The organism is Bradyrhizobium sp. BTAi1, from assembly GCF_000015165.1.
GTDB lineage: Bacteria > Pseudomonadota > Alphaproteobacteria > Rhizobiales > Xanthobacteraceae > Bradyrhizobium > Bradyrhizobium denitrificans.
This window is the reverse complement of sequence record NC_009485.1, coordinates 4,042,363-4,066,755: the sequence shown is the minus strand read 5'-3', so window position 1 is coordinate 4,066,755 and position 24,393 is coordinate 4,042,363. Positions and strand designations below refer to the sequence as shown.

Here is a 24,393-nt window from a genome sequence, read left to right as displayed (position 1 = left end):
TTGCCGGACGCGACCTGATCCAAAGCCGTCGCGGGACCGTTCATGGTACGGTCCCGTCGCGGCCAAGTCGCTCGCGGCCGGCGAGGCTGGTTCCGCTCAGGAGGTTCTCATGATCGATCGCAGGACGGTTCTCTTCGGCATCGGCGCGTCCATGGCCGGCTCAGCGTTCATTTCGCCGGCAGCCCGCGCCGAGAATGCGGTGAGCAAGACCACAGCCTATCGCTTCTCGTTCCCGGCGCTGTCGGGTGACCCGATTCGCCTGGCCGAGTTCACGGGCAAGCCGGTCCTGGTCGTGAATACGGCCTCGCAATGCGGCTATACCCCGCAATACACCGGCCTGCAGCAGCTGTGGAGCGAGTTCCACGAGCGCGGCTTGTCGATCATTGCCGTGCCGTCGAACGACTTCAATCAGGAGCCGGGAGTGGCCGGCGACATTGCCGAGCTCGCCAACAAGCAGTTTGGCGTCACCTTTCCGATGACCGCAAAGGCGGTTGTCACCGGATCCAACGCCCATCCCTTCTACCGCTGGGCGGCCGAGGCGCGGCCGAAGGACACCCCGCGCTGGAACTTTCACAAATATCTGATCGGCCGCGACGGCTACATTGCCGACGTGTTCGCATCCTCGGTCGAGCCGACGGATACCCGGGTGAAGACGGCCATCGCCCGCAACCTCGCGGACGGCTGAGCAACACTCGGCAACAATGCGGCGGAAATCGGCAATCTCAGCGTGACTTTGCCGTGTTTCCTTTTGGCGACCATCCGGTGACTGGGCTAGTATCCCGAGCCGGATGGCGGAGCGACTCTGGATTACGGCGCTCGCCTTGCAACAACCCGAGGAAGCACGATGCGGATTGCGGCTGGATTGGTGTTCGCGAGTTCTTTGGCGGCATCGTTGTTGACGTCTGGCGCCGCGTGGTCGCAGGCCCAGCGCACGGCGGCGGCCCCCACCCCGGCTGCGGCTCCGCTGCCAGCGGCCGCAACGCCGGCCCCACAGAGCCAACCGCCACGGGCGCCCTGCATGAACCCTGAGGCGCTCGGCGTCGGCCGCACCGTCGAGATCGACACCACAGGCGGTCCCGGATTCGGCTTCGAGCACTTCAAGGATCTCGACTTCCTCAAGGATCACGAGGTCGTGCTGACCTTCGACGACGGCCCGTGGCCGGAGAACACCCCCGGCGTGCTCAAGGCGCTCGCCGACCAGTGCACGACGGGCATCTTCTTCATCATCGGCAAGCACGCGACCTACTATCCGGAGATACTGAAGCAGGTCTACAACGCCGGCCACACTGTGGGCACGCACACTTGGTCGCACGCCGCGCTGACCAACAAGAAGCTTACGGAGGACCAGCGCAAGGAGGAGATCGAGCTCGGCATCAGCGCCGTGAAATGGGCGCTTGGCGGCAACTCGCCTGCTCCGTTCTTCCGCTTCCCGGCGCTGCAGCATCCGCCGGAGATGGTGACCTATCTCGGCACCCGCAACATCGGCATCTTCTCCTGCGACCTCGACTCGTTCGACTTCAAGGCGCGCAATGCGCAGGCGGTGATCGACGTCACCTTCAAGAAACTCGACAAGCTCGGCAAGGGCATCATCCTGATGCACGACTTCCACAAGCACACGGCCGAAGCGCTGCCCGAACTGCTGCGCCGCCTCAAGGCCGGCGGCTACAAGGTCGTCGCGATGCGGGCCAAGGCCCCGGTGCAGTCGCTGCCGCAATATGACGAGCAGCTCGCGAAGGTCGCCAAGCTGCCGACGGTGAGCCAAAGGCCGGTGTCGAGCGTTGTGACGACAGTGTCTGAATGAGACAGGATGACGTTCGTCAGTGGACAAGCTTCGAATCGAGGGTTACGTGATCGTGTCGGCCGACGGAATGTTGGCCGACACCCACAATGTGATGCCGGCAGCGCTGAAATTTCCCGGCGACGCCGCGTTTTTTTCTCAGGCGCTGGATGGCGCCGATCTGATCGTCCATGGGCGCAATTCCTACGAGGACCAGCCCAACTCACCGAAGCGCCGCCGGCTGGTCGTGACCCGCAAGGTGGCGGGGCTGGCGCCTGACCCCGAAAAGCCGCTCTCGACTCTTTGGAATCCGGCCGGCGCCTCGTTCGAGGCTGCCTGCCAAGCCGCTGGCGTCGATTCAGGAACCGTCGCCATCATCGGCGGGCCGGTCGTGTTCGACATGTTCATGGACCGTTACGACACGTTCTTCCTTTCGTTGGCGCCTCATGTCTCGTTGCCCGAGGGCGCGCCCTGCTTCACCTCGGTCGCTCCCGGTCGCTCGCCGCAGCAGGTGCTGACCGCGCACGGCCTTGTCCCGGCCAACCAGCTGATGCTCGATCCCGCCGACGAGGTCAGCGTCACCGCCTGGAAGCGCGCGGCCTAAGCCAACCCGCTCACGATCCGGCTAGATGTCGCCATAGGCGCGCTGCTCGGGTGCCTTCGGTCCCTTGCCGTAGCCAAAGATGATGAACAGCGCGCCGATGATCGAGAGGTTCTTCAGCGCGTCGATCAGTGTCTTGGCGTTATCGGGCGGGGTCTGGTTCCAGAAATCGTGGAAGTAGAAGATCGTCGCGCCGACGAATACGATCATCAGCAACGCGAACAGCCGGCCGAGGATGTTGAGCGCGATCATCACGCCGGCCAGCACCTCGAACGCGCCGGCGGCGATCGCCAGGATCTGCGGCATCGGCATCTTCGCGGCCGCTTCCAGCTGCGCCGCATAGGGCGCGAGCACGGCGGGAATCGTGACCTTGGCGGCAATGAGATCGGCGGTCGCTTGAATGCCGAACAGCTTGGTCGCGCCCGTGTAGATGAAGATCACGGCAAACAGAACGCGCCCGAACGTAATGAAACCCGGCATTCTCGCCCTCACGGATCAACTTCAACCGATGTGTCGCCGGCCCACCGGGCCGGATATGTGACGTCTCCAACGCTTTTCAACAATAAAGGCGGGCGGAATGCGACCGAAACCGGACGAATTCCGCCACACTTCGATCATGTCGCCCGTCAGGCGAACAGCGTCGGCTGCGCCCTCCCGGCGCGCTCCTGGGCCTCGACCGCGGCGACGGCCGTCATGTTCAAGATGCCGCGCGCCGTCACCGACGGCGTCAGGATATGCGCCGGCCGCGCCGGGCCGATCAGGATCGGCCCCACCGGCACCGCGTCCGCCAGCACCTTGATCATCTGATAGGCGACGTTGGCGGCATCGAGATTCGGCATGATCAGCACATTGGCCGAGCCTTCGAGATCCGAATGCGGCAGGATGGCCTTGCGCGCGGTCGCCGACAGCGCCGTGTCGCCCTGCATCTCGCCATCGGCCTCGAGATCCGGCCGGTGCTGCTTCAGCAGCGCCGTCGCCTGCCGCATCTTGCGCGAGGACTCGGTGTCATAGCCGCCGAAATCGGAATGCGACACAAAGGCGATCTTCGGCTTGATGTTGAAGCGGGTGACGTGATTGGCCGCCAACGAGGCCATCTCGGCGAGCTCCTCGGCGGTCGGGTTCGGCCGCACCTGGGTGTCGCCGATGAAATAGGCGCCCTTGCTGGTGATGGTGAGCGCGAGCGCGGCAAAGTCGCTGACCCCCGGCATGAAGCCGATGATCTCGCGGACATGACGCAGATGACTCATGTAGCGCCCCTCGACGCCGCAGATCATCGCATCCGCCTCGCCTCTGACGACGGCGAGCGCCGCGATCACGGTGGCATTGGTGCGCACCACCGTGCGCGCCGCATCCGGCGTCACGCCGCGGCGGCCGGCGACCTCGATGTAGCTCTGCACATAGGAGCGGTAGCGCGGATCGTCCTCGGGATTGATGAGGTCGAAGTCCTGGCCCGCCTTGATCGACAGACCGAAGCGCTTGATGCGGGCCTCCACCACGGAGGGACGGCCGACCAGGATCGGGCGCGCCAGCTTCTCCTCCAGCACGACCTGCGTCGCACGCAGCACGCGCTCGTCCTCGCCTTCGGCATAGATCACGCGCACCGGCTGCGTCTTCGCCTTGGCGAACACCGGCTTCATGATCAGGCCGGAGCGGAACGCGAAGCGCTCCAGCAACGCGGTGTACTCGTCGAAATTCTTGATCGGCCGCGTCGCCACGCCCGAGTCCATCGCCGCCTTGGCCACGGCCGGCGCGATGCGCAAGATCAGCCGCGGATCGAATGGCGAGGGGATGAGCGAGCCCGGACCGAAGCCCTGGGTCTCACCGGTATCGAAGCCGCGGGACACCGCGTCGGAGGGCGGGTCCTGGGCGAGCTGCGCGATCGCGTCGACTGCGGCCTGCTTCATGGCCTCGTTGATCGCGGTGGCGCCGACATCGAGCGCGCCGCGGAAGATGAAGGGGAAGCAGAGGACGTTGTTGACCTGGTTCGGGAAGTCCGAACGTCCGGTGCAGATCATCGCGTCGGGTCGCGCCGCACGCGCCTCCTCCGGCATGATCTCCGGGTTGGGATTGGCGAGCGCCATGATCAGCGGCTTCTCGGCCATCTGCTTGAGCAATTCCGGCTTCAGCACGCCGCCCGCGGACAGCCCTAAGAAAATGTCCGCGCCGCCGATCACCTCGGCCAGGGTCCGCTTGTCGGTCTTCTGCGCATAGACCGCCTTCCACGGGTCCATCAGCGTGTTGCGGCCCTCATGGACGACGCCGTCGATGTCGCAGACCCAGATGTTCTTGCGCTGCGCGCCCATCGAGACCAGCAGATTGAGGCAGGCGATCGCGGCGGCGCCGGCGCCCGACGTCACGATCTTGACCTCGGAGAGCTGCTTGCCCGCCAGCGACAGCGCATTCTTGATCGCGGCGCCGACGATGATCGCGGTGCCGTGCTGGTCGTCATGGAAGACCGGGATCTTCATCCGCTCCTTGAGCCGCGCCTCGATCTCGAAGCACTCGGGACCCTTGATGTCCTCGAGATTGATGCCGCCGAAGGTCGGCTCCAGCGCCGCCACGGTCTCGACCACGCGGTCGATGGTGTCGGCCGCGATCTCGATATCGAACACGTCGATGCCGGCGAATTTCTTGAACAGCACCGCCTTGCCCTCCATCACCGGTTTGGAGGCGAGCGGGCCGATATTGCCGAGGCCCAGCACGGCGGTGCCGTTGGAGACCACGGCCACGAGATTCGCCCGCGCGGTCAGCGACGCCGCTTCGGCAGGGTTGTTGGCGATCTCGGTGCAGGCAGCGGCCACGCCGGGCGAATAGGCCAGGGCCAGATCGCGCTGGTTGGCGAGCGGCTTGGAGGCCTGGATCTCCAGCTTGCCCGGCCGTGGCAGCCGATGATAGGCCAGCGCTGCGGAACGAAGATCTTCAGAATAGGACGACATACGTGCTCCAGCGTTTCCGACCCCGGTTGGTCTCGTGAGATGCGTTCAGGACGCGGTTTTTCCGGCCGGCGGAACCGCAGTTGATGCACGCAGAGCGGTTTTCATGCAACATCGGAAACCATGTCCGTCAACAGACCAGGGGCGGCAAATTCTCAAGTTGGCAGAAGCACATCCCTATCCGATCCCATTCGCCAACACCATCACCATGAGACCAGACCGTTGCGCCAGCCCGGCATTCGGGCGAGAGCGGGAGCAGATTGCATGAACCGGATTGTGGCTGGAGTTCTCGTTGCGATTGTCCTCGGCACTGCCGCCTTTTTGGGCGTTCCCTGGTACGCCCAGAACCGCGCCGAGCGCGAAGTCGAGGCCAGTTTCGCCCAGATCCGGCAGAACGGCGCCACTGCGAGTCACGGCAGGGTCGTCTTCGACCTGTGGACCCGCAAGCTGTCGATTGCCGACGTCAAGATCGAGTCGGCCACGCAACCGCCGGCGAGCATCACGCTCGGCAGCGTGACCGCGACCGGGCTCAGCCAGCCTGACCAGGAGCACGTGACGGCCGCCAGCCTCGAAGTCAGCGATGTCGCGATGGCTGCCCAGATCCCCGGCCCGTCGCCGCTTCGCCTCAACTATAAGCTGCCGCAGCTCGTGGTGAAGGATTATGCCGGGCCGGTTCGGTTCGCGGCCATTCCGGCCGGCGCCACGCTGGTTGAGACCTACCGGGCGCTGGCCCAGCAATTCGCAGCCATCAGCGCCGCCTCGATCACGGTGCCCCGCACCACCGGCACGATGGAAGGCGGTCCGTCCGCCGGCCCGGCGGAATTCAGCTATTCCGGCCTCAGCGTCGATCAGATCAAGGCCGGCCGGATCGCGAGCTACAAGCTCGACGAGCTCGCATTTTCGATGAGCCCGCAGCAGCCCGCGGGCAAGACCGACAGGATGCAGGGCCGCATCACCGACATCGTCCACCACGACGTCGACGCCAATGCAATCGTGGCCGCGCTCGATCCCGACGCGGCAAAGGATGACCGCACCTACAGGGTCTATGGCCGGGTCACAACCGGCGCCTATGAGGTCAATTCCGACTCCGGCGTGCGGATGCGCATGGACGGCATCTCCGCCGACGAGTTCAGCGTGCGGCCCTCGCGGCTGCAGCTGCCCGCCTTGTTCGCCGCCCTGCCCGCTTCGACGGCGGTGCAACCCACGCCCGAACAGACGCGCGAACTGATGGACAAGATCGCCGGGATCTATGACGGCATGGCGCTCAGGAACGCGGAAATGCGCGGCCTCTCGATCGAGACGCCGCAAGGGCCGATCAAGCTGGCGGCGCTGCGGTTCGATCTGCGCGACGGCAAGAGCGACATCGCGGTCGAGGGTTTCGACGGCCGCTCGCCCAACGGGCCGGTCAAGCTCGGCCGCTTTGCGCTCAAGGGCTTCGACCTTGCCGGCCTCATGCGTCTCGGCAGCAAATATTCGCCCGGCACGAAGCCGGCGCCGGCCGACGCGGTTGTGCTGTTCAAGCTGCTCGACGGCATCGAGCTGAAGGCGCTGACGGCCCCCTACAAGGCCGGCGACAAGCCGGTCCAGATCGACAATATCACGCTTGATTGGGGCCAGTATGTCGGCCCCATTCCGACCAGGGCACGCCTGGTCGCCAAGATGGCCGGGCCGCTCGATCCATCCAACCCGGCGCTGCTGCCGCTGTTGGTCGCCGGCATCGACACGGCCGCCTTCGACGCCGATCTCGGCCTCGGCTGGACTGAGAGCACAGGCCGGTTCGCCGTGTCGCCCTTCAAGCTCGAGGTCAGTAATCTCGTCGCGGCCTCGGCCAACGTGTCTCTGGCCCAGGTGCCGCGCGACGTGTTCACGATCGATCTGCAGCAGGCGACAACGGCGGCGGCGCAGATCGAGGCCGAAGGACTCGACTTCAGCCTGCGCGACCTCGGCGCTGTCGACGTGCTCGTCGCCAATTACGCCAGGGGTCATGGCATTCCCCGGGATGCCGCGCGCAAGGCGCTGATCGACAGCATCAAGGCCATCGGCGCGCAAATGACCGCCGCCAATATCGATGCGGCGAGCGCCGTGGACGCGCTCAGCCGCTTCGTCGAGAAGCCGCGCCAGACCTTGACGCTGAAGCTCTCGCCGCGCGCCAAGGTGCCGGCCATCCAGCTCGCGCAGCTCATCGCCATCGATCCGCAGAGCGCGCTGGCGCAGTTCAAGATCGAGGCACAGACCGCACCGTGAAGCGAATGGGGAATCGAGTCCGCGCCGGTCGACATGTCGCCCCTTCATGCGCATGACCCCAACCCGCGCCGTCGCGATCCCGCGGCTTTCTCCGCCCGAGTTGTTCCGGTCGTTCGGCCCTCTTCCGAACGAAGAGGGCGCAGGGAATACCGGGCGCTGGCCGCAACCCATGGCCCGCCTGCGAACAAGGAATGCAGGCGGCAGGTACCACAGGTTCAGCCGGTCATCCGGCATTCCCTGCGCGATGGGCTTGTCGGCTGCTTCGCGCTCTCCCTGGTGCGCCGGGCTTGTTGGCCACCATGATCCGCGCGGCGCATCAGCACCGCCGCGAACGTGACACCAGCGTCGGGGTGTCGAGACCACGCGACTTGACCGCCTGCACCGTGCCGTTCGTCCACGCGCCTCGAGCACGTTGCGACACGATGCAGCCACCGCCTCCCCACCTCACGTCTCGTGACGACCGCGAACCGTCCCTCTTCATCGAGGCGGGATGGCCGGAAAGGTGGAGGCGATTTGCCCGACGGTGCAAGCCCTGATGTTTGCGACAAACTGGCTCGACGGGCAATCTGCGCATGAGGGGCATGCCTGACATGCCCGTCGGGCAACGACGTGACCGCGCGATTGTAGCAATCAATCCCGAGCGGTGAGGCGCTACGAGATGCGGGCTTCCAATCGCACCTCTCCCGGCTGCCAGGGGGCAGCCCGGCTCAATGCCCGCCGTCATGCATTCACGCGGCTGCCTTAAAACTGCGCTACCCAATACCTGTGACGACCTCTCCCCGGAACGCCGATTCGGGCGATGGCTGATCGCGTTGGTTGGCCATGCCCAGGGAAGCGCGTCCCCTATCGTCCTTGATTTCTGCGTACGGACACGACGTGAATCACAGCAAGATCAGCTACTACGCCGAGCTTTTCCTCTACCCGATCGTCGTCGCCGCGCTTCTGCTGTTCGATCTCGCGAGCAACGGGGTCGCCCTGCAGCCGCGCTGGCTGCTGGCCGCAGCCGGCGGGGCGCTGCTGTGGACGCTCGCCGAATATCTGGTGCACCGGTTCCTGTATCATGAGGTTGCCATCCTCAAGCAACTCCACGGACTGCACCACGCGCGCCCCAGCGATCTCATCGGCGCGCCGATCTGGGTGAGTGTCGTCATCTTCTTATCATTCTTCGTGCTCGTCGCGAGCCTCGCCGACCTGCAGACCGCAAGCGGAACGACGAGCGGTCTGCTGACTGGTTACGTCTTGTATCTGTTGGTCCACGATGCCGTGCATCACTGGCCATTGGCCGAACAGTCGCTGCTGCAGTCCTGGCTGCGCAGCTGCCGACTCCGCCATGTCCGACACCATCGCGGCCCGCCCGGCAATTTCGGCGTCGTCACGGGTGTCTGGGACCATGTCTTTGGCACGGCGCTCGCGCCGGGACAAACGAGGAACGCCTGAGGCCCGCAAGCTGCGTCTCGGGGAGACGTGCAGCTCACCGACGGCGTGTCGCAAAGACGGATTCGACTGCGATCGAAGACCTGTCAACGCAGAGAAGGAAGCCGCTTCTCGAAACAGACGGCTTCAGGCCGGCCGGCATATTTGCCGAAATTGGGAATCCGCCGATAGCCGTGCCGCTCGTAGAATGCGACGGCACGCGCATTGACGCGCCGCGTCTCCAGCCAGATCGCGTGGTAGCCGAAGCCGAGCGCTGCCGCTTCGAGATGCTTCAGGATCGCTGCACCGACGCCGCGCGTACATCCGTTTCACTTCGGCAATGTTCGCCTCCAGCGGCCGCAGCCCGCCACAACCGATGGCCTGCCCCTCTCCATCGCGCGCAACGACAAAGCACGCCTTCGGGCCGCGGACGTCACCCGGATCGAACGACGAGCGGCCGCTGTCACCGGTGATGCGCGCGAGCGTCGCAGACAGCTCAGCTATCAGCATTTCTGCCGCGGCTGAAGCCGGGTCTTCCAAAGTAATCTCGAGCATGTAAGCGCGGCTCATTCCATGGTTGGGCCCTGAAGATCTCCTTGGCTATCCGCGAGCCGCGCCGCTCCCGTAGATGCGACCGCAGCAATGCCGGATTTTGCATCGTGCTGGCGGATTCTCCTACAGAATTGATCAAGCGATGGCCCATCTCGCGCGCGTCTCGCTGGCATCCCGCGCTGTTCTCCGCTAGCTGCGGGGGCACGAACAGAAGGCGCTGCCTCATCGGCAGCACGTCCTATCACGCCGAAGCGCGGAGCGATTTCACGACGACGAATTCGCGGCATTCGGTGACCACAACCTGGTTCATCGTCTCGAAGGACACCGCCATGCCATGGACGAACACGAAGCGGGAATTTGGCGCCCTGGCCAAGTTCTTCCACTGGAGCAGCGCGGCCGCCTTCATCGTCGCCTATGCCGTCGTGTACTACGTGATCTGGTTCATGGACGACATGGCGCCTGAGGCGCTGCCGGTGCTCAACATTCACTGGGTGCTGGGGATCATCGTGGGTTTCCTGGTTCTGCCTCGGCTGCTCTGGCGCTTCGCCAATGTGCAGCCTGACCCGCCGCATGGCTCCAGGGTCGAGCACGTGCTTGCCCACGTCGCACATGGGGGACTGTACGCCCTGCTCATCGTCATGCCGCTGACCGGCTATATCGGGACCGACGCTGCGACTGATTTCGGATTGTTCAAGGTGCCGAGTTTCCGTGAGACGGCCGTGTTCGGTTGGATCGAGAGCGGCCTTGGAATCGACTGGGACAGGTTCGAGCCGCCGGTCGATGCGATCCACCATTTCGTCGGCAAATGGATCGCGTGGACGGTCGTCGCCCTGCACGTCGCCGCCGCGCTGTTTCATCACCTGGTGCGGCGGGACAACGTCCTGACCCGGATGTTGCCCGGCCGTTCGGCTGCATGAGCCCGTAGAACGCAGCGCCTGTGAGCGCTGCGCACGGCTGACCATCCCTCTCAGCGGCTGATCTGGGCCGGCCCGCTTGGCAAGCGCAGCAGGCTCAGCCGCGTCGGCGGCGGGCGCGGCAGCGGCCTTGCATTGGCGGGCGCGGCCTGCTGCACCGTCGGCTTGTGCGCCCGCGGCTTCGGCCAGCGCACCACGTCGAGCCGGACGTTCGCCAGCCCGGAGTCGACCATGTCCAGCGCCGCAGCGGCGGCATAGGACAGGTCCACCACGCGGCCATCGACATAGGGACCGCGGTCATTGATACGCACCGTCACAGCGCGGCCGGTGTCGAGCCGCGTCACGCGCAGGCGCGTCCCGAACGGCAGGCTGCGATGCGCGGCGGTCATGGCGGTGGTGTCGAATACCTCGCCATTCGCGGTCGGCTGCGGCGCGGTGTAGTAGCTGGCGAGACCACGCAGCGCATGACGCGGACGCCGCGGCGCAGTGCTCGCAGACGGCGGAGCGGCCGTCTGCGCGGCAGGGTTCGCCGGCGGTGTCGACGAGACCGGCGCAGGCTGTGTGAGGGCCGTCTGCTCGGCCGCACCGCCCTTGTCGGGGCCAGCGCCAATCTCCGGCGACCGCGCACAGCCGGCGAGCAAGGCCGCCGACAGCGCGACGGCGAGCCAACGGACCCGCACGGCTCGGCCCGATGCATCGCACAGATGCGAGAGCGGCGCGCCAGCCCCGGTCGCAACGCCCGATGCACGTCCGCGACGGCTCGGCGGCATGTCCCCTCCTCCCGCACCCCAGCGGGGGGAAGTCGACCGGGCAAAATCGGCCGCGTGGCGACCAAACCGTGGCGGCGACGGTTCAAGTCGATGGTGCTGCGGCGATGCGAGACCTATCGCATCGCGCGACGCGGCCACCTGCTGCTGGCCCGTTGCAGCCTTGCATTGACGCCGCCGGATGCGGCGAACGGGGCCCCGGCCGCACCTGCCGGAGCCGCGCTCCGAGCCTCATTCCAGCTCGATCGCCTGGTAGGTACCGGTCTCGTCGAGCGCTGTGCCCCAGATCTTGTGCGAGGCCTGGTGCTCGGCGCGTCCGAACGAGAGCGTGCTGCCGAGGCCGAGATCGATGCTCTTCATCGATTCCAGCGTATCGACCAGTCGCTCGGTGTCGAGCGGCGTCGTCTGTTTCAGCGCCTGAATCAGGATGCTCGCCGAGATGAAGCCCTCCAGTGAGGTGTAGTCCGGCGCTTCGCCGGGGAAGTACTTGTCCAGCGCATTCTTGTAGTCGAGCACGAGGCTCGAATAGCCGGCCACCGAGGGGACCCCCTGCGTGACGATCACGCCATTGGTGTATTTCGTGCCGAGCAGCTTCAGCTCGGCGGCGAGAGACGAAGAGCCGACAGCCGAGATGTTGGCGTAGATCAGTCCCGGAGCCGCCTCGTGGGTCTTCTCGATGAATTTCGCCGCGGCTCGGTCGGTCGCGATCATGATCACGGCCTTGATCGGCGGCTTGGTCTGCGCCTTCAGCTTGCCGACGGCGTCGTCGACCTCCAACGTGCCGCGCGGGAAGCCGTAGCGGATGATCGGATCGGTGATGCCGAGCGCGCGGAACGCCTTGGCGACACCGTTGGCGCCATCGTCGCCATAGGCATCGTTCTGCGCGAAGACTGCGATCTGTTTCGCCGGGATGCGCTTGACCTTCATCAGATAGTGCACGATCGCGGCGGTCTCCTCGGCATAGCTCGCACGATAGTTGAAGACGTAGCGGTCGGGCGGGTCGCGGCGAACCACGGCCGAGCCGCTATAGGGCGCAAAGAACAGCGCGCGGCGCTCCAGCGCATAGGGGATCGCCACCGCATTGTTGGCGGTGCCCATATTGCCGATGAAGCCGAACACCTTATCCTTCTCGTAGAGCTGCGTCATGGCGGCGAGCGTGCGGGTGGGATCATAGACGTCATCGGCCGCGATCAGTCTCAGCTTGCGGCCGTTGATCCCGCCGGCGTCGTTGACGCGGTTGAACGCGGTCTCGATGCCGAGCTTCATCTGACGCGCGGACTCCTTGCGCACGCCCGAGAAGGGAATCACGGTGCCGAAACGGATTTCGGTGTCGCTGACGCCGTGCGGAAGCGGCGGCGGAAGGTTGGCGGTGGGCTGCGTCGCCGCCGCTGCGCTTGACGGCGCCAGCGTAAGGGACATCGTCGGAGCGGCCGATGGCTGCTGGCTGAGCGAGCGCTCGAGCTCGGACAATTGGCGTTCTGCCGTCTGACAGTTCACCTGCGCGGATGCGATCCGGCCGCGCCCCTCGGCGATGGAGCTGTTGAAGCTGCGGATGAGCAGATCGCGCTCGGTGGTCGTCGACGCGGCCTGACGGATGACCTCGCCGAACTGATCGATGATGGTCTGGACGCGTCCCTGGGCAATGGCCGGACAAGTCGCGGCCTGACCGATGACAGGGCCGACCCGCGAAGCGAGATCGCGAACGACATCGGGAGACACGGCCGCGAGCGCGGGGGCCGCAGGGAGAAGGAAGCAAGTTCCGAGCAGGAGCACAGACCAGCGAACGGTCATTCTGGGTTATCCGTTTTCTTCTGATGGGGTGGCTATGTTCACCGCACCATTCAGACGAGCACTGGATTAAAGGCGGGTTGCATGACACCGCACCGTTCGACCGAACGGTATTGCTCTTATTTGAAATGAGTACAGCCGGGCGCCTCGCGAGCTGCGCTTCGCGAACCGAGGGACTGACAGGCCAGACCGTCGATTGACGCTGGAGATCAACACCTTCCTGCATTGCACAACAGGCCGCCGCGCGGATCGATCGTGGTGAGGCGCGCTGATCCGGGGGCGCGCCGGGCCTGCACCGGCGGTCGAGATGATGTCGCTGGCAGCCTTAACCGACGCTGACGCGAGAGGATCGAATGCAGAAGGGTGCGTTGAGAGCCGGCTTACCCTGCGGGGGCCCGACGACGCGCCGACCCCGCGCCATCTGGCGACGCAACGGCGCGCATGAGGAAACGGACGCATCCCGGATAAGCGAAACGACGTCCGAACTATGTCGTTCGGTCAGCCGGGCCTGGAGGCTTGCGGTGCTGGCACGCCAACTCGCCATTTATCCAATTTGCCGAGCGCCCCCCATGCAGTCAGGCCCAGCATGATGGGCTGGAGATAGGGAACGGCGACGCCGAGCGTGGAAAGAATGCTCATGAGGCCGCCCGCCGCTCCGGGCGCCCCGCCTGCCGACGGCGCGGCGGCACCCAGCAGGGCGGTCAGCACGCTGCCGATGATGCCGATCGCGCTCTTCCTGCCGTCGAGCAGATTTCCAAGCGTCGTCCCCAGCGCGGCATTGACCGGTGTCAGGGGCGCTGGAGCTGTGGTGCCCGGAGCGACCGGAGGAACCACGATGCCGAGCTGCCGCAGCACCTCGACCACCTGGCTCATGCGAGACAGCGCGTCAGCTTGAGCAGCCTGCCCGGACGCTGCGCCCGGCAGGTTCGGCTTTTGGCCGAAGAGCTCAAGGAGCTCCTCTATTTTCGCGACGATTTCGGTCAGGTTCGGCTGGGTCTGCGACTGAACGGGCACGGTTGTTGCTCCAGTTGCGACGACGATGGGTTCGGCCGAGAGCGAGGCAACGAAGCGTCGCATGTCATTGAGGCGGTTGAGCCAGCCCGCGCCGAAGACTGGAAATTCACGCAGTGATCGAAAATACGCATCTTCGATGTCGAGAAACGCCTTGCACAGGCGCTGCGTGTCAACCGATCCGACCGCGCGGATCGTATCAGGGCCGATGATGCGATCGACGGCCACCTGAGCGCCGCAGCGTATCAGCGAATTCTGCAGGAATTCGGCGGAGCGGCCCGGCCCATGCAGCACTGCGGCATTGTACACCGGCGCCGCAACCTGCAGCGGCAGATCATCGCCACGGACGATATCGTAGTAGCGCGCCTTGAAGATGCGGCGCGCCTCGTCGATGCTGAGCTGTTTGACGTCCTCCGCGGTCAGAGCATCGTTGTGTCGCCAGGCCCGCAAGGTCTCGAGCGTGATTCCCATATTGGTGGGGCCGCCGCGGTCGGCGGGATGGTTGGTGTATCCGCCTTCCCACTTCTCGATGAAGGGTTGGATGCGGGAGAAGTGGCCAAGCGCCGTGGATGCCATCGCAGCGCTGGCAGGGCGATCGATATCGGACAATGTCATCATCTCCGCAACGGCCCCCGCTGCAAGAGGAGGGCGCGACACCGACGGCGGTGCCGGAGGCGGGACTGGCGAGCCCGACCATCCGGCAATGGCTGACTCAAGATTCTCGGCCCAGCTGGCGTCACCCCCGGGAGGGAAATGTCCAGCGTGAAGATCACCGATCCGGAGGCCGGCCATTTGCAGGTGCGGCGTCTCCCAGCTCAGCGGCTCCATGTTCTGCGCACGGCCGACCTCATGAAGCCGCTTCCAAGCGGCAGCGCTGGGACCGCTGTCGCTCCAATCCCACTGGCCATTGATCTTGAGGACAAAGTCGACCGCAAGACCATACTGATGATACGACATCCAAGGCTGGGCTTTGGTGACGATGTTGCCGGGTCTCGTGCGGCCCTGGGCGTAGAGATAGGCTTGGCGATGGGGCGACCGGAACGCCTCGAAGATCTCAAACGGATGGCCTTCGCTGTTGAGCTGACGCTGGATCGTCTGCACGCTCTGGCGAATAGCGGGGTGCAGAAACGCGAGATCAACCGATCGTCGGTCTTCACCAGCCATGAAGCCCCCCAACACTGAGGCCGGTCGACAAGGCTCTGCAAGCCAGAGCACGCGCCACCGTTGTGTAGTTTAGCCAAGCATATTTCTACGGGACGCGCTCCTTGACAAGTGATGTGTTTCACAAATACGCTTTCCCTCGCGGTTTTGTTTGCTGTGATCGTCAGCATTGACGCCGGTCGTACCCGGCACGGCATGGTCCAGCTGAGCGATGAACTCTAGTGCTTGGGCCAATGTTTTGGTCGCGATGTTTTGGTCACCAGCGCCGGAGGCGTGACGGCCGTAACTGTCGCGCCTTGTTGATATTGATCTGACAGGACAACGACATCGATCGCGAATGGGCTGACGCGCGATCGACTCGCGGCCAAGCATTGGCCTCACTCAGAGAATGGGCTTCGCTCGATTGTAGCGATCAGCTCTTCGATCTTTTCCAGGTGCACGGCGTGCCGAACAACGAGCTGAACCTCCCTGCGCATCGGTCCTTCGGGAGTGGGCCCTATGAGTACACTCGTCGAAATCGACCCGGACGAATATGATCCTGCGGCATTTGAAGGCTTCAGTGCAACGGCAGCTGGCTTCAAGGTCGCCAATGCGCGGGCGCTGATGTGGTTTTGCCAGCTTGCCTATGAGACGCATCGGATCGCGACCGTCCAAGCCGTATACCCGTTATGGGGCTTCAGATCCGTGGTCCCCTTCATCGCGCGCAAGTCCAGCCTGAACGGCAGTTTTGAAACCTGCGGGCTGATCGGTGAGCGGGACGACGCGGTGATCCTGGCCTTTGCCGGAACTGATCCAGGCATCTGGCAGAATCTCGCGACGGATCTCACCCTCTTGCCGCGCGCCGGTTCGGACATCCACGAGGGTTTCCGGCGTGCCGCGGCGGCCGCGCAGTCCGAGATCGAAGCGGCCATCCAGCTGGCCCAGCAGACGCGTAAAGCGTTCTTCATCGCAGGTCATAGCCTTGGTGCCGCACTCGCGGCGCTCGCTGCCACAACAGCCCTGGCCAAGAACTCGCCGCCCACCGCCATATATGCATTCGGCATGCCCCGCGTCGGCGGAGAACAATTTCGCGCGGCCTATGATCCGAGTCTTGGGGCGTTGACCTATCGGTTGGTTTACGGACTTGATCTCGTCGCGCGAGTGCCGCCGTCGCTCGCCGGATTTCGCCATTTGGGGCGAGCCCTCCTATGTGACGCGGGAGCGAAATTCGACGAGGCGCAGCCATTGACGCCGATCGGGACCGACGATCCTCAGTTCAGCCAACAACTCGCCAAGATGATCGAGCGAGGATTCGGGAATCTTTTATCGGGTCATCTTCTGTCGCCAGCCGGACCAGGTACATTTGGGTCCTTGTTCAGGTTCATTCCGCCTGAAATCAGGGATCACCTGCAGGACTCGTATTGGAAGGCGCTATCACCCTGAGCGCGGGCTGCATCGCGGATGCGCTGGCCCGTGAAATTGCCGCCCCGTGGGCCAGCAGCGCAGCCAGTGTTCATCCAGACCAGCCTGATAGCAGGACAGCACGCGAACCGGCTTGCCGAGGCGCGCCGCCTGCTCGCGCGCCTTCAGCAGCGCCTTCGACAACGCCACCAGATCTCCGCCATCGATCCGATAGCGGCCCAGCTTCTGCGTTCCGGGCAGCATGATGCCGAGCGGTCACTTCCGTTCATTGGCCGTGAACCGCGGCACACTCGTCGCGGGCGCGTGCGTCAGTATCATCAATGCGCTCGGTTGATCCTCTGGGCGAGTGGGCGGTCGCACGCCCGACTTGCCCCTGCCCCTCCGCCGCCCATAGGATCTGCGACCGCTGCCGACCTATTTGTTCGGCAGGTTGGTCCTGATGTGCAGCTCGCGGAGCTGCTTGGTGGTCGCTTCCGACGGCGCGCCCATCAGGAGGTCCATGGCCTGCTGGTTCATCGGGAACAGCGAGATCTCGCGCAGGTTGGTGGTGCCACAGAGCAGCATCACGATGCGGTCAACGCCGGCGGCCATGCCGCCATGCGGCGGCGCGCCGTATTGGAAGGCGCGGTACATGCCGCCGAAGCGGTCGACCACTTCCTGCTCGCCATAGCCCGCGATCTCGAACGCCTTCACCATCGCTTCCGGCTTGTGGTTGCGGATGCCGCCGGAGGCGATCTCATAGCCGTTGCAGGCGATGTCGTACTGGAACGCCTTGATGGTCAGCGGGTCCTTGGTCTGCAGGGCCTCGAGGCCGCCCTGCGGCATCGAGAACGGGTTGTGCGAGAAGTCGACCTTCTTGTCGTCCTCATTGTACTCGTACATCGGGAAGTCGACGATCCAGGCCAGAGCAAACCGGTCCTTGTCGATCAGGTTCAATTCCTCGCCGACCTTGGTGCGGGCGAGGCCTGCGAACTTCCAGAATTTCTCGGGATCACCGGCGACGAAGAAGGCGGCGTCGCCCTCCTTGGTTCCGAGTTGCGTCCTGATCGCAGCGGTGCGCTCCGGGCCGATGTTGTTGGCGAGCGGACCTGCGCCCTCGCCGCCCTCGCGCCACATGATGTAGCCGAGGCCCGGCTGGCCTTCTCCTTGAGCCCATGAGTTCATGCGGTCGCAGAACGCACGGCTGCCGCCGCCCGGAGCTGGGATCGCCCAGACCTGGTTCTTCGTGTCCTCGAGCATGCGCGCGAACACCTTGAAGCCGGAGCCGCGGAAGTGCTCGGAGACGTCCTGCATCTCGATCGGGTTGCGCAGGTCCGGCTTGTCGGTGCCGTATTTGCGCAGCGCCTCGGCGAACGGGATGCGCGGCCAGCCCTTGGTCACCGGCTTGCCCTTGGCGAAATCCTCGAACACGCCGGTGATCACCGGCTCCATCGCCGCGAACACGTCCTCCTGCTCGACGAAGCTCATCTCGACGTCGAGCTGATAGAACTCGCCGGGCAGACGGTCGGCGCGCGGATCCTCGTCGCGGAAGCACGGCGCGATCTGGAAGTAGCGGTCGAAGCCCGACATCATCAGCAGCTGCTTGTACTGCTGCGGCGCCTGCGGCAGGGCGTAGAACTTGCCGGGATGGATGCGCGACGGCACCAGGAAGTCGCGCGCGCCCTCCGGCGAGGACGCGGTCAGGATCGGCGTCTGGAATTCGAAGAAGCCCTGCTCCTTCATGCGCCGGCGCATCGAATCGATGATCGCGCCGCGGGTCATGATGTTCTGGTGCAGCTTCTCGCGGCGCAAATCGAGGAAGCGGTATTTCAGCCGGATGTCCTCGGGATACTCCTGCTCGCCGAACACCGGCAGCGGCAGCTCGGCGGCGGGGCCCAGCACCTCGATGTCGGCGACGTAAAGCTCGACCTGGCCGGTCGGCAGCTCGGCATTGTCGGTGCCCTCGGGGCGGCGGCGGACCTTGCCCTCCATGCGCACGACCCATTCCGAGCGCAGCTTCTCGGCGAGGCCGAACGCCTTGGAATCGGGATCGACGACGCATTGGGTGATGCCGTAATGGTCGCGCAGGTCGACGAACAGCACGCCACCATGGTCGCGGATGCGATGGCACCAGCCGGACAGCCGGACCGTCTCTCCGATGTTGCTGTCGCGGAGCGCGCCGCAGGTATGGGTCCGGTAGCGATGCATGGTCGTCCTGAATATCGTCGTGAGGAGAAGGAATCGGGGCTGCCGCAAAGGCGCATTCCGAATGCGCGCTGGGTTTAGCCGAGCCGCCCCGGCGCGGCAACCGAATGAAGCGCCCGTTTTCGGGCCAAGGGCCGGGAAAACGCCGCCGGGGCGTGAAACCCGGTGCATTGCCGCCGGATTGAGCTGACGCAGGATCGCTCATCTGACGGCCGTTTGGGCTCGAAAAGCCGTCCTGCCGCGCCTATCTTGGAGCCATGACCGTGCATTTCCCCTTCCAGAACTCCTACGCCGCGCTGCCGGACAATTTCTTTGCCCGGGTGGCGCCGACCCCTGTCGCCGCCCCCCGGCTGATCAAACTGAACCGGCCGCTGGCCGCCGAGCTCGGGCTGAACCCGGCCGAGTTGGAGACGGCGGAGGGAGCCGAGATCCTGGCCGGCAAGACCGTGCCTGAGGGCGCCGAGCCGATCGCGATGGCCTATGCCGGCCACCAGTTCGGCCATTTCGTGCCGCAGCTCGGCGACGGCCGGGCGGTCCTGCTCGGCGAGGTCGTCGACAAGAACGGCGTCCGCCGCGACATCCAGCTCAAGGGCTCCGGCCCGACCCCGTTCTCCCGCCGCGGCGACGGCCGGGCGGCCCTCGGGCCCGTCTTGCGCGAATACATCGTCAGCGAGGCGATGGCGGCGCTGGGGATTCCGACCACCCGTTCGCTGGCGGCGGTCGTGACCGGCGAGCAGGTCTATCGCGGCATCGCCTTGCCCGGCGCGGTGCTGACGCGGGTCGCGACCAGCCACATCCGGGTCGGCACATTCCAATATTTCGCGGCACGCCAGGACGTCGAGGCCGTGCGCCGGCTCGCCGACCACGTCATCAGCCGGCACTATCCTGACCTCGCCGGCACCGAGCGGCCCTATCATGCCCTGCTGGATGCCGTGATCGCGCGCCAGGCGAAGCTGATCGCCGATTGGCTGCTGGTCGGCTTCATCCATGGCGTCATGAACACCGACAACACCTCGGTGTCGGGCGAAACCATCGATTACGGCCCCTGCGCCTTCATGGACGGCTACGATCCCAAGCAGGTGTTCTCCTCGATCGACGAGTTCGGCCGCTACGCCTTCGCCAACCAGCCGCGCATCGCGCTGTGGAACCTGACCCGGCTGGCCGAATGCCTGCTGCCGCTGTTCGGCGACGACAAGGACCAGGCGATCAAGGAGGCCGAGGCCGCACTCGACGGCTTTGCCGCGCAGTTCACCGACGCGCACCAGGCCGGACTGCGGCGCAAGCTCGGCCTGTTCACGCAAGTGGAGGGCGACCAGCCGCTGGCGCAGGCGCTGTTTGATGCCATGGCGGCGGTGAAGGCGGACTTCACCCTCACCTTCCGCAGGCTGAGCGACGCGGCGGGCAGCGGCGACGACGCCCCGGTGCGGGCGCTGTTCGAGGACCCGACGGGGCTCGACGAATGGCTGCCGCGCTGGCGCCAGCGCCTCGCCGACGAGCCGCAGACGGCCGCCGAGCGCGCTGCGGCCATGCGCCAGGTCAATCCGGCCTTCATCCCACGCAACCACCGCATCGAGGCTGTCATCACGGCGGCGGTCGAGAACGACGACTACGCGCCGTTCGAAGAGCTGCATGCGGTGCTGGCCAGGCCGTATGACGACCAGCCGGCGTTCTCGGCCTACGCCGAGCCGCCGCAACCCGACGAGCGCGTGCTCCAGACGTTCTGCGGAACGTAAACCCGGACCAGACGCTGTTAACCGCGCGTCCACCATCGCCCTGACGGCGCCCGGGTCCTTAAGAAACGATCAACGCAGCCCCGACAAGTTGAACCAACAGGTCGAGGAGGTCGCGAACGTGGACGCGCTGGTGTTCGAATTCATGGGTCTGGCGATGATCGCGCTGTGCCTGATCGTGCTCGCCGTACCCTCCGGGCGGCGGCCCTCCGGCCGCGTCCGCCACCATTGAACGGCGTCCGGGGCCGGCCCGGCATCAACCATAGGCCGATCGGCTGATATTGCGGCGCTTGCCTTCCAGCCCGATTGGGCCGACAAGCGGAGATGAATTTCGTCCCGTACCCTTTGCCGACACCCTTGACTTGTCAGCGCTTTCGGACGACGGCGTAAGTGCCTCGTCATGGATCGTTCATGGACTTGATCACCACCACTGCGGATCTTTCAGCCGCCTGCGCCCGCCTCGCCCAACACCCGGTCATCACCGTCGATACCGAGTTCCTGCGGGAAACCACCTACTATCCTCTGCTCTGCGTCGTGCAGATGGCAAGCCCCGACGAGGCCCTGGTGATCGACGCCCTGGCCGAGGGCATCGATCTGACGTCGTTCTTCGAGCTGATGGCCAATGAGAAAGTCCTGAAGGTCTTCCACGCCGCCCGGCAGGACATCGAGATCATCTGGCACCGCGCCAACATCGTTCCGCATCCGATCTTCGACACCCAGGTCGCCGCGATGGTGCTGGGATATGGCGACAGCATTGCCTACGACCAGCTGGTCGAACGCATCACCGGCCACCGGCCCGACAAGACCCATCGCTTCACCGACTGGTCACGGCGCCCGCTTTCCAAGGAACAGGTGCACTACGCCGAGGCTGACGTCACCCATCTGCGCGACGTGTTCGCAGCGCTCGATGCCGACCTCAAGAAGCGCGGCCGCAGCGACTGGGTCAGCGAGGAGATGGAAATTCTGACCTCGCCCAGGACCTACGACTTCCACCCCGAACGCGCCTGGGAACGGCTGAAGACGCGCGTGCGCAAGCCGAAAGAGCTAGCCGTGCTGATGGAGGTCGCAGCCTGGCGCGAGCAGGAGGCGCAGAGCCGAGACGTGCCGCGCAGCCGCGTGCTCAAGGACGATGCCGTCGGCGACATCGCCACGCATGCCCCGACCTCGATCGAGAAGCTCGGCAATCTGCGCTCGCTGCCCAAGGGATTCGAACGCTCGAAATGGGGCTCCGACATCGTCGCGGCGGTACAGCGCGGCCTGGCCCGCGATCTCGCGGCGCTGCCGAAGCTGGAGAAGCCACGCAACAACGCCAACGGCGCCGCGATCGTCGAGCTGCTCAAGGTGCTGCTGCGCATGACCTCGGAGCGTCATGCGGTGGCGAGCAAGGTGATCGCGACCGTCGACGACCTCGAACAGATTGCCGCCGACGATCAGGCCGACGTTGCCGCGCTGCAGGGCTGGCGCCGCGAGCTGTTCGGCGAGGCCGCCTTGGCGCTGAAGCATGGCAAGCTCGCGCTCGCCATCGACAAGGGCCGCGTGATCCGGGTCGATCGCCTGATCCCATGAGCCGGCGGCGTCGCAGCTTGCCCGGACGTTGATCCAGTTTATTGCAGGAAACGATGCACCCAGCCACGGTGCATTGGAATCGATCATTCGGGGTCGGCCCGTCCCCTCAACTCTGCCTCGATTGTCTGGGATACCTCAACCAGGGCCATCGACAGGATGTAGGCGCTGGTCGGCAGGTTGAGTCGGCGTGCCCTGTCGAGGGCCGCCCGAAGGCTGCTCGCCAGCTCTTTGAGCTCTTCCTCTCGGGTCATGTCCGATTCTCGTTGCTGGAGCTGCCGTGTGAGCAAAGACGATTGCGAGCCGCCGCGACAGAAGTTGCTGCGGCTTCTCAGCGAAAATCCGGTGGATTTACATGTTGCGGAAGCCCTCAGGCTCGTCGTCGCCTTCGACAAGCTCACCGCCCCGTCAGACCGCCGCATGGTGATCGAACTGGCCGAAAGGCTGGCCGGCGGGTAACGTCCCCGCCCCCGGGATCACACCGCGAGACGGCCGCAGGATCTTGTCAGGTCGGCGCTGTCGAGCACGCCGGCGAAGTTGCTGATCACCCGGGTGACAACCAGCTTGTAGGCGGCGACATCGCCGTCACATGCCAGGCGGCAGGCCACGGCGTCCTCGATCACCTGATAACGGTGGCTGCGATGGAAGCCTTCCACAACTGTCGAGAGGATCGTCTCGTCCAGCGAGAAGCCAAGCAGCACGCAGCGGATGCCGCGCATGTTCGACATGTACTCGGCAAACCGCGCCGAGCTGTAGGCCGATGGCAGCGGATGCTCGAACGTCAGTTCGCCAGGCGTCGGCCTGACCTCAGGAAGCCAATTCGTCAGATTGGAAGCCGGATTGAACCAGGCGGCCTGCGCAATCCGCTTGAGGTGAAGCACCGGCCATAGATTGCCGCGCCACAACGCAATCAACTGCCGACAGCGCGACATGATCAGGTCGCCGTCGGCAATCAGATGCTTGCGCCCTTCGGCGAGATACTCGCACTGCAGATCGGCACACACCAGAACCGGCGGGTCCGTTGCGGACTCACCGAGCGGGTCTCGGTACGACATCATCGCCCCGCGGCGGCAAGATCGCGCAAGGGCGAGGACGCCGGCCGGCCGGCCGAGAGATCGAGCACGCCCGGCCGATCCCAATCCCCCTCCGGACGGATGATCAGATAGGGATCGCTGTCGAGCGTGATCGCATCTTCGCAGGGCGCGAGATCCACCACCATTTCCGTGTAGGAAAAATCCGAGAAGGTGAGCTTGCGGTTGTGACCGAGCGGCTTTGCGCCGAAATGCGCCCAGAAGTCCACTAGACGATCCTGAGCATGGCCATAGGCCTTCTTGAAGCCCTTGCGCCGGCAATAATCCAGCGCTTCCCGCACCAGCTTGAACGACAGGCGCGACCGCCGGTGCTGATGGCGAACAGCCAGCCGCTCGACCTTGGCGAACTCACCGAAGAAGCGCACGCGCACGCAACCGGCCGGCTCATTGCCGACGAAGCCGAGGAAATGCGCGGCGACGAGGTCGTTGCCATCGAACTCTTCTTCCATCGGACAATCCTGCTCGGCCAGATAGACCGCCGAACGGATCGCCGTCACCAACATGAGATCGTTTGCATCACGTGCAATACGGACCGAGATGGCGCGCGATTTCGGATTCCGCTCCAGCTTGCTCGAACTAATATCGTGCATCCGCTGCACCCCTTTCTGAGAAAGTTTCGACCAACTGCAACGACGGCGCAATTACCTGGTGCAATCGATTCCACGGTCGCTGGTACCACCAGAGATCCGGCTGAAAGCTGGGAACAGGCGTAAAGCCCAGCGCGCCCAGGAACGCGCGCCCATCCGAGCTCGACGGCTGCGCATAGTAGTCAGCAGCGCGGAATCGCGGTCCCCGCAGGATATCAGCAACGTTGCCCAGGCCGACGGCTCCTCGTCCTTGCGCAACAAGCGCCCAGACATAGATAGCAGCAACATCCTCATCGGGCCGCGCAAGATATTTGCGCGGCGGATCGTACAAGCTGAACTCATCCAAGAGGAGCGCATCGAGGCCGGCGCAGTTCAAATAGAGAAAGGCGATGCCGCCGAGCAGATTGCGGCCTCGGCACAGGACGAAGATCGAGTTCGGGTCGTGCCGCAGGAATTCCGCCAGATCCTGCTCGGAGGCACGAACGCCTGGAATTTCCCGCCTTGCCAACGCCGCGAGCTCGCCGAGCCGATCCGGCGTGACAGGGCGCGCCGCGACGAGATCCGTCCGCGGCAACATGTCAAGCTGGTGTCTTCGCGTAGATTCCGTGCTTCCGAAGCGGGGGTTCTGCATCTATGTTTCCAGCTTGGCTTTGATGACGTCATCATACTTGTCGGG

23 protein-coding genes are annotated in these 24,393 nt (G+C 65.1%); 11 read left to right on the top strand and 12 right to left on the bottom strand.

Features of this window, described 5'->3' with window-relative positions; translation table 11 throughout:
- The first annotated feature begins 109 nt into the window (after window positions 1–109).
- The 3 genes from BBTA_RS18175 (at window position 110) to BBTA_RS18165 (ending at window position 2,381) form a co-directional block, all read left to right on the top strand.
- The gene (locus tag BBTA_RS18175; protein ID WP_012043958.1) at window positions 110–685 is read left to right on the top strand and encodes a glutathione peroxidase; all 576 of its coding nucleotides are present in this window, start codon (window positions 110–112) and stop codon (window positions 683–685) included.
- A gap of 159 nt (window positions 686–844) precedes the next feature.
- On the top strand, window positions 845–1,801 hold the full coding sequence (locus tag BBTA_RS18170; RefSeq protein ID WP_063719758.1) for a polysaccharide deacetylase family protein: 957 nt from the start codon (window positions 845–847) through the stop codon (window positions 1,799–1,801).
- 19 nt (window positions 1,802–1,820) lie between these two features.
- Window positions 1,821–2,381 carry a dihydrofolate reductase family protein gene (locus BBTA_RS18165; protein WP_012043956.1) on the top strand — a complete coding sequence of 187 codons (561 nt, stop codon included), beginning with the start codon at window positions 1,821–1,823 and terminating at the stop codon, window positions 2,379–2,381.
- A gap of 21 nt (window positions 2,382–2,402) precedes the next feature.
- Here BBTA_RS18165 and BBTA_RS18160 read toward each other — a convergent pair whose 3' ends face one another.
- Window positions 2,403–2,858, bottom strand: a complete 456-nt coding sequence (locus tag BBTA_RS18160) for a DoxX family protein (RefSeq protein WP_012043955.1) — start codon at window positions 2,856–2,858, stop codon at window positions 2,403–2,405.
- A gap of 146 nt (window positions 2,859–3,004) precedes the next feature.
- Window positions 3,005–5,314: an NADP-dependent malic enzyme gene (locus tag BBTA_RS18155; RefSeq protein WP_012043954.1), complete on the bottom strand. Its 2,310-nt coding sequence runs from the start codon at window positions 5,312–5,314 to the stop codon at window positions 3,005–3,007.
- Window positions 5,315–5,575: 261 nt separating this feature from the next.
- On the opposite strand from BBTA_RS18155, the gene BBTA_RS18150 reads away from it, so the two are divergent.
- Together BBTA_RS18150 and BBTA_RS18145 are read left to right on the top strand one after the other, a co-directional pair.
- Complete coding sequence (locus tag BBTA_RS18150) at window positions 5,576–7,555, top strand: hypothetical protein (RefSeq protein WP_012043953.1); 1,980 nt, start codon at window positions 5,576–5,578, stop codon at window positions 7,553–7,555.
- 822 nt (window positions 7,556–8,377) lie between these two features.
- On the top strand, window positions 8,378–8,992 hold the full coding sequence (locus BBTA_RS18145) for a sterol desaturase family protein (protein ID WP_244424452.1): 615 nt from the start codon (window positions 8,378–8,380) through the stop codon (window positions 8,990–8,992).
- Between the two features lie 83 nt (window positions 8,993–9,075).
- On the opposite strand, the gene BBTA_RS41365 is transcribed toward BBTA_RS18145, so the two are convergent.
- Window positions 9,076–9,264 carry a GNAT family N-acetyltransferase gene (locus BBTA_RS41365; RefSeq protein ID WP_244424476.1) on the bottom strand — a complete coding sequence of 63 codons (189 nt, stop codon included), beginning with the start codon at window positions 9,262–9,264 and terminating at the stop codon, window positions 9,076–9,078.
- Window positions 9,265–9,564: 300 nt separating this feature from the next.
- Here BBTA_RS41365 and BBTA_RS18140 point away from each other — a divergent pair, with 300 nt between their 5' ends.
- Entirely contained in the window at window positions 9,565–10,437 is an 873-nt protein-coding gene (locus tag BBTA_RS18140) for a cytochrome b (RefSeq protein WP_244424451.1), read from the top strand.
- A 50-nt stretch (window positions 10,438–10,487) separates the two neighbouring features.
- Here BBTA_RS18140 and BBTA_RS18135 read toward each other — a convergent pair whose 3' ends face one another.
- From BBTA_RS18135 to BBTA_RS41735, 3 genes are all read right to left on the bottom strand, one after another.
- The gene (locus BBTA_RS18135) at window positions 10,488–11,204 is read right to left on the bottom strand and encodes a septal ring lytic transglycosylase RlpA family protein (RefSeq protein ID WP_012043949.1); all 717 of its coding nucleotides are present in this window, start codon (window positions 11,202–11,204) and stop codon (window positions 10,488–10,490) included.
- 228 nt (window positions 11,205–11,432) lie between these two features.
- Window positions 11,433–12,992, bottom strand: coding sequence for an ABC transporter substrate-binding protein (locus BBTA_RS18130; RefSeq protein WP_012043948.1), 1,560 nt, complete (start codon window positions 12,990–12,992; stop codon window positions 11,433–11,435).
- A gap of 495 nt (window positions 12,993–13,487) precedes the next feature.
- Window positions 13,488–15,164, bottom strand: a complete 1,677-nt coding sequence (locus BBTA_RS41735; protein ID WP_083780675.1) for a glycosyl hydrolase 108 family protein — start codon at window positions 15,162–15,164, stop codon at window positions 13,488–13,490.
- Window positions 15,165–15,659: 495 nt separating this feature from the next.
- Here BBTA_RS41735 and BBTA_RS18120 point away from each other — a divergent pair, with 495 nt between their 5' ends.
- Window positions 15,660–16,583 (top strand): hypothetical protein, encoded by a 924-nt coding sequence (locus BBTA_RS18120; protein WP_041750741.1) that lies wholly within the window; start codon window positions 15,660–15,662, stop codon window positions 16,581–16,583.
- Here the strand turns inward: BBTA_RS18120 and BBTA_RS18115 are convergent.
- Together BBTA_RS18115 and aspS are read right to left on the bottom strand one after the other, a co-directional pair.
- The gene (locus BBTA_RS18115; RefSeq protein WP_012043945.1) at window positions 16,575–16,805 is read right to left on the bottom strand and encodes a hypothetical protein; all 231 of its coding nucleotides are present in this window, start codon (window positions 16,803–16,805) and stop codon (window positions 16,575–16,577) included. The two genes, BBTA_RS18120 and BBTA_RS18115, sit on opposite strands and share 9 nt — an antisense overlap.
- A gap of 171 nt (window positions 16,806–16,976) precedes the next feature.
- Entirely contained in the window at window positions 16,977–18,749 is a 1,773-nt protein-coding gene (aspS, locus tag BBTA_RS18110) for an aspartate--tRNA ligase (protein ID WP_012043944.1), read from the bottom strand.
- Window positions 18,750–19,003: 254 nt separating this feature from the next.
- Between aspS and BBTA_RS18105 the strand changes: the two genes are divergently transcribed.
- From BBTA_RS18105 to rnd, 3 genes are all read left to right on the top strand, one after another.
- On the top strand, window positions 19,004–20,479 hold the full coding sequence (locus BBTA_RS18105; protein WP_012043943.1) for a YdiU family protein: 1,476 nt from the start codon (window positions 19,004–19,006) through the stop codon (window positions 20,477–20,479).
- Window positions 20,480–20,567: 88 nt separating this feature from the next.
- The gene (locus BBTA_RS40775) at window positions 20,568–20,708 is read left to right on the top strand and encodes a hypothetical protein (protein WP_168167852.1); all 141 of its coding nucleotides are present in this window, start codon (window positions 20,568–20,570) and stop codon (window positions 20,706–20,708) included.
- Window positions 20,709–20,887: 179 nt separating this feature from the next.
- Window positions 20,888–22,042, top strand: a complete 1,155-nt coding sequence (rnd, locus tag BBTA_RS18100; protein WP_012043942.1) for a ribonuclease D — start codon at window positions 20,888–20,890, stop codon at window positions 22,040–22,042.
- An 83-nt stretch (window positions 22,043–22,125) separates the two neighbouring features.
- Here the strand turns inward: rnd and BBTA_RS40770 are convergent, their stop codons facing one another.
- The gene (locus BBTA_RS40770; RefSeq protein ID WP_012043941.1) at window positions 22,126–22,293 is read right to left on the bottom strand and encodes a hypothetical protein; all 168 of its coding nucleotides are present in this window, start codon (window positions 22,291–22,293) and stop codon (window positions 22,126–22,128) included.
- 28 nt (window positions 22,294–22,321) lie between these two features.
- Between BBTA_RS40770 and BBTA_RS40765 the strand changes: the two genes are divergently transcribed.
- On the top strand, window positions 22,322–22,498 hold the full coding sequence (locus BBTA_RS40765) for a hypothetical protein (RefSeq protein WP_012043940.1): 177 nt from the start codon (window positions 22,322–22,324) through the stop codon (window positions 22,496–22,498).
- A 17-nt stretch (window positions 22,499–22,515) separates the two neighbouring features.
- On the opposite strand, the gene BBTA_RS18090 is transcribed toward BBTA_RS40765, so the two are convergent.
- Genes BBTA_RS18090 through BBTA_RS18080 form a run of 3 tightly spaced genes read right to left on the bottom strand, consistent with a single transcriptional unit; the run spans window position 22,516 to window position 24,348 of the window.
- Window positions 22,516–23,097 (bottom strand): isochorismatase family protein, encoded by a 582-nt coding sequence (locus BBTA_RS18090; RefSeq protein WP_012043939.1) that lies wholly within the window; start codon window positions 23,095–23,097, stop codon window positions 22,516–22,518.
- The gene (locus BBTA_RS18085; RefSeq protein ID WP_012043938.1) at window positions 23,094–23,720 is read right to left on the bottom strand and encodes a GNAT family N-acetyltransferase; all 627 of its coding nucleotides are present in this window, start codon (window positions 23,718–23,720) and stop codon (window positions 23,094–23,096) included. Before BBTA_RS18085 ends, BBTA_RS18090 begins: the two co-directional genes overlap by 4 nt.
- Window positions 23,707–24,348, bottom strand: a complete 642-nt coding sequence (locus tag BBTA_RS18080; RefSeq protein ID WP_041750739.1) for a hypothetical protein — start codon at window positions 24,346–24,348, stop codon at window positions 23,707–23,709. Before BBTA_RS18080 ends, BBTA_RS18085 begins: the two co-directional genes overlap by 14 nt.
- Window positions 24,349–24,393: the final 45 nt, after the last annotated feature.

What these genes read in the sequence shown, in the direction of transcription:
- BBTA_RS18155 (WP_012043954.1), bottom strand. Translation starts at nt 5,314, where the DNA reads ATGTCGTCCTATTCTGAAGATCTTCGTTCCGCAGCGCTGGCCTATCAT.
- BBTA_RS18175 (WP_012043958.1), top strand. Translation starts at nt 110, where the DNA reads ATGATCGATCGCAGGACGGTTCTCTTCGGCATCGGCGCGTCCATGGCC.
- BBTA_RS18135 (WP_012043949.1), bottom strand. Translation starts at nt 11,204, where the DNA reads ATGCCGCCGAGCCGTCGCGGACGTGCATCGGGCGTTGCGACCGGGGCT.
- BBTA_RS18105 (WP_012043943.1), top strand. Translation starts at nt 19,004, where the DNA reads ATGACCGTGCATTTCCCCTTCCAGAACTCCTACGCCGCGCTGCCGGAC.
- aspS (WP_012043944.1), bottom strand. Translation starts at nt 18,749, where the DNA reads ATGCATCGCTACCGGACCCATACCTGCGGCGCGCTCCGCGACAGCAAC.
- BBTA_RS18115 (WP_012043945.1), bottom strand. Translation starts at nt 16,805, where the DNA reads ATGCTGCCCGGAACGCAGAAGCTGGGCCGCTATCGGATCGATGGCGGA.
- BBTA_RS18145 (WP_244424452.1), top strand. Translation starts at nt 8,378, where the DNA reads ATGCCCAGGGAAGCGCGTCCCCTATCGTCCTTGATTTCTGCGTACGGA.
- BBTA_RS41735 (WP_083780675.1), bottom strand. Translation starts at nt 15,164, where the DNA reads ATGGCTGGTGAAGACCGACGATCGGTTGATCTCGCGTTTCTGCACCCC.
- BBTA_RS18120 (WP_041750741.1), top strand. Translation starts at nt 15,660, where the DNA reads ATGAGTACACTCGTCGAAATCGACCCGGACGAATATGATCCTGCGGCA.
- BBTA_RS18160 (WP_012043955.1), bottom strand. Translation starts at nt 2,858, where the DNA reads ATGCCGGGTTTCATTACGTTCGGGCGCGTTCTGTTTGCCGTGATCTTC.
- BBTA_RS18090 (WP_012043939.1), bottom strand. Translation starts at nt 23,097, where the DNA reads ATGATGTCGTACCGAGACCCGCTCGGTGAGTCCGCAACGGACCCGCCG.
- BBTA_RS18080 (WP_041750739.1), bottom strand. Translation starts at nt 24,348, where the DNA reads ATGCAGAACCCCCGCTTCGGAAGCACGGAATCTACGCGAAGACACCAG.
- BBTA_RS18170 (WP_063719758.1), top strand. Translation starts at nt 845, where the DNA reads ATGCGGATTGCGGCTGGATTGGTGTTCGCGAGTTCTTTGGCGGCATCG.
- BBTA_RS18085 (WP_012043938.1), bottom strand. Translation starts at nt 23,720, where the DNA reads ATGCACGATATTAGTTCGAGCAAGCTGGAGCGGAATCCGAAATCGCGC.
- rnd (WP_012043942.1), top strand. Translation starts at nt 20,888, where the DNA reads ATGGACTTGATCACCACCACTGCGGATCTTTCAGCCGCCTGCGCCCGC.
- BBTA_RS40770 (WP_012043941.1), bottom strand. Translation starts at nt 22,293, where the DNA reads ATGACCCGAGAGGAAGAGCTCAAAGAGCTGGCGAGCAGCCTTCGGGCG.
- BBTA_RS18150 (WP_012043953.1), top strand. Translation starts at nt 5,576, where the DNA reads ATGAACCGGATTGTGGCTGGAGTTCTCGTTGCGATTGTCCTCGGCACT.
- BBTA_RS18130 (WP_012043948.1), bottom strand. Translation starts at nt 12,992, where the DNA reads ATGACCGTTCGCTGGTCTGTGCTCCTGCTCGGAACTTGCTTCCTTCTC.